The organism is Hydrogenophaga sp. (genome assembly GCF_051007235.1).
Lineage (GTDB): Bacteria > Pseudomonadota > Gammaproteobacteria > Burkholderiales > Burkholderiaceae_C > Hydrogenophaga.
Window position 1 is genome coordinate 1 of the sequence record NZ_JBPCSJ010000201.1, and the last position, 2,960, is coordinate 2,960.

The window sequence follows — 2,960 nt, forward strand, 5'->3', positions numbered from 1 at the left end:
CCGGTACTGCCCGGCCGGGGTGTACGAGTTCGTGAGCAAGGACGGGGCCGATCAGCTGGTGATCAACGCGCAGAACTGCGTGCACTGCAAGACCTGCGACATCAAGGACCCGACGCAAAACATCGTCTGGGTCACGCCCGAGGGCGGCGGCGGGCCCAACTACGCCGGCATGTGATGCAGCCCACGCTGCACCCCGAACTGGTCCAGCGCCTGAACGCACTCGCCGGTGGCCCGCGCCGGTTGCTGGGCGTGGTCGGCCCGCCCGGGGCCGGCAAATCCACATTGGCAGCGCTCATGGCCCAGGCCATGGGCGAACGCGCGCAGGCGGTGCCCATGGACGGCTACCACCTGGCGCAGGTCGAATTGATACGACTGGGTCGCTCCCAGCGCAAGGGCGCACCCGACACCTTTGACGCCGCCGGCTACGCCGCGCTGTTGCGCCGTCTGCGCCAGCAATCAGCCGACGAGATCGTCTACGCGCCCAATTTCCGGCGCGAGATCGAAGAACCCGTGGCCGGCGCCCTGCCGGTGTTCGCGCACACGCCGCTGGTCATCACCGAAGGCAACTACCTGCTGCTCGACGACGAGCCGGCATGGGCGCCGGTGGCCGACCTTCTGGACGAGGTCTGGTACCTGGATGTGCCCGCCGCCTTGCGGCTGGAACGCCTGGCCGCGCGCCATATCCAGTTCGGTCGCAGCCGCGAACAGGCCCTGGCCTGGATCGCACAGACGGACGAACCCAACGCACGCCGCATCGAAGCCAGCGCACACCGCGCCGGCCTGCGCATCGGCTGCGACGAAGCCACCCAAACCTTCCGCATCCTGGCCTGACCAGCCTCTGATCCCCGGGGTTTCACACCGCTGACACAGGCGCACGGCACAGTGCGCCCTTCGTCGTTGGAGTGAGACATGCTGATCAAGACAGACAAGGGTCGCCAGGAACTGCGCCCGGGCAACCGGACGCTCGGACAGCGCGAGCGCGCCCTGCTGCTGGTGGCCGATGGCTCGCAGAGCGAATCCCGGCTGGGCGAGCTGTTCGGCGGAGAAGGCGCGCGCCTGATCGGGCCGCTGATCGACCAGGGATTTCTCGCCCGCCAGCCCTCCGGCCGCCCGGTCCCGCGGGTGCCAGCCGACGCGAGCCCGACCGGAATCGCCAGCGCAGCGTCACATGGTGAGCAGTTCGCTGGTACGCGCTCGCTGGCCACGGCGCGCATGTTCCTGTTCGACCTGAGCGAGCGCCTGTTCGCCCCGCGCGACAAAGCGCTGGCCAGCCGTTACCGCGAGGCCCTGCGCGAGGCGCGCGATCCGCAGGCCATGCTGGCGGTGGGTCGGGCCCTGATCGCCGACGTCGAGGCGCTGGCGGGCAGCGAGCGGGCCGACGGCATCAGCGAGCGGCTGGCCAAGCTGCTGCCGGCCCACCTGCTGGAAAGCGCGCTCTGACCCGCAAAACAACCGCCCACTCGGTCGATTCCGTTAAACTCGCCCGATCAGGAGAGCGCTCCCCCGGGGAGCCGCCGAAGGCGCAGGCGGTCGTTGCAACGGCCCTGACCGCTCAGGCAAAAGGACTGATGACCACCGGCCGCAAGGCCGGTGTCCCCCACTGGAGAGAGGTCACGCACACAGGTGGCCCACCGAAGGAGCAAGTGCGGCATCGCCCGCGCGAATCTCTCAGGTAAAGCGGACAGGGGGGCAGCGCACGGATGCACCGTGTTGTCGCTGTGGCCCTGTGCCATGGCATCTGCTCCCAATTCGAGAGTCCGCCCGTGTCCGATACCATCGCCTTGCTCCAGACCCCGCTCAACGCTCTGCACCTCGAACTCGGTGCGCGCATGGTGCCCTTTGCCGGCTACAGCATGCCGGTGCAGTACCCCGCCGGCCTGATGGCCGAGCACCACCACACCCGCAATGCCGCCGGCCTGTTCGACGTCTCGCATATGGGTCAGCTGACGCTGTCGGGTCCAGATGCCGCGGCCGCTTTCGAGTCGCTGATGCCGGTGGACGTGATCGGTCTGGGGTTGAACAAACAGCGCTACGGCCTGCTGCTGACCGACGAGGGCGGCATCATCGACGACCTGATGTTCGTCAACCGCGGCGACAACATTTTTGTGATCGTCAACGGCGCCTGCAAGCACGGCGACCTGGCGCACATCCAGGCCCGCATCGGCGGCCGCTGCACCATCACCCCGCAATTCGACCGCGCCCTGCTCGCCCTGCAAGGCCCGCAGGCCGTGACCGCGCTGGCCCGCCTGCTGACCGGTGTGGAGCAACTGGTGTTCATGACCGGCATGGCCGCCAGCTGGAATGGAGCAGATCTGTACGTGACCCGCAGCGGCTACACCGGCGAAGACGGCTTCGAGATTTCCCTGCCCGCCGCCAGCGCCGACGCCTTTGCCCGCGCCCTGCTGGCCCAAGCCGAGGTCAAGCCGATCGGCCTGGGCGCGCGCAATTCGCTGCGCCTGGAAGCCGGCCTCTGCCTGTACGGCAACGACATCGACACCACGACGACGCCGGTTGAGGCCGCGCTGAACTGGGCGATGCAGAAGGTGCGCCGCACCGGTGGCGAGCGCGCCGGTGGCTTCCCGGGCGCGGCCCGTGTGCTGGCCCAGCTGGACGGCAGTGAAACCCTGACCCGCAAGCGCGTGGGCCTGATCGCACTGGAGCGAGTGCCCGTGCGTGAACACGTCGAACTGCAGAGCCTGGACGGCGCCAAGATCGGCGAGGTCACCAGCGGCCTGCTCGGCCCCACGGCCGACAAGCCGGTCGCCATCGGCTACGTCACGCCCGAACACGCCGCCGTCGGCACCCGCGTGAACGCACTGGTGCGCGGCAAAGCCGTGGCGATGGAAGTCGCGCCCATGCCCTTCGTTCCGAACCGCTATTTCAGGGGTTGAAATAGAACACCCCCTGCGCCGCTTCGCGTCTTCCCCCTGAGGGGGACGCCACCAGCAGCCCGGCAAAGC

Annotated in this window: 4 protein-coding genes and 2 riboswitches; all 4 genes read left to right on the forward strand. The window is 68.9% G+C overall.

Features of this window, described 5'->3' with window-relative positions; all coding sequences use genetic code 11:
• Positions 1–175 (forward strand): 4Fe-4S dicluster domain-containing protein (locus tag ACR2JA_RS07280; protein ID WP_434007936.1); only part of this gene is annotated, 175 nt, incomplete at its 5' end.
• Complete coding sequence (locus ACR2JA_RS07285) at positions 175–831, forward strand: nucleoside/nucleotide kinase family protein (RefSeq protein WP_434008433.1); 657 nt, start codon at positions 175–177, stop codon at positions 829–831. The genes ACR2JA_RS07280 and ACR2JA_RS07285, both read left to right, overlap by 1 nt.
• Positions 832–909: 78 nt before the next feature.
• Positions 910–1,440 (forward strand): hypothetical protein, encoded by a 531-nt coding sequence (locus ACR2JA_RS07290; RefSeq protein ID WP_434008434.1) that lies wholly within the window; start codon positions 910–912, stop codon positions 1,438–1,440.
• Positions 1,441–1,478: 38 nt separating this feature from the next.
• Positions 1,479–1,578: riboswitch (glycine riboswitch) on the forward strand.
• Between the two features lie 12 nt (positions 1,579–1,590).
• A riboswitch (glycine riboswitch) is annotated at positions 1,591–1,695 on the forward strand.
• Between the two features lie 23 nt (positions 1,696–1,718).
• Positions 1,719–2,891 (forward strand): glycine cleavage system aminomethyltransferase GcvT, encoded by a 1,173-nt coding sequence (gcvT, locus tag ACR2JA_RS07295; RefSeq protein WP_434008435.1) that lies wholly within the window; start codon positions 1,719–1,721, stop codon positions 2,889–2,891.
• Positions 2,892–2,960 lie beyond the last annotated feature (69 nt).

Bases quoted from the DNA above. Each gene is read 5' to 3' on its own strand.
- ACR2JA_RS07290 (WP_434008434.1), top strand. From the start codon at position 910: ATGCTGATCAAGACAGACAAGGGTCGCCAGGAACTGCGCCCGGGCAAC.
- ACR2JA_RS07285 (WP_434008433.1), top strand. From the start codon at position 175: ATGCAGCCCACGCTGCACCCCGAACTGGTCCAGCGCCTGAACGCACTC.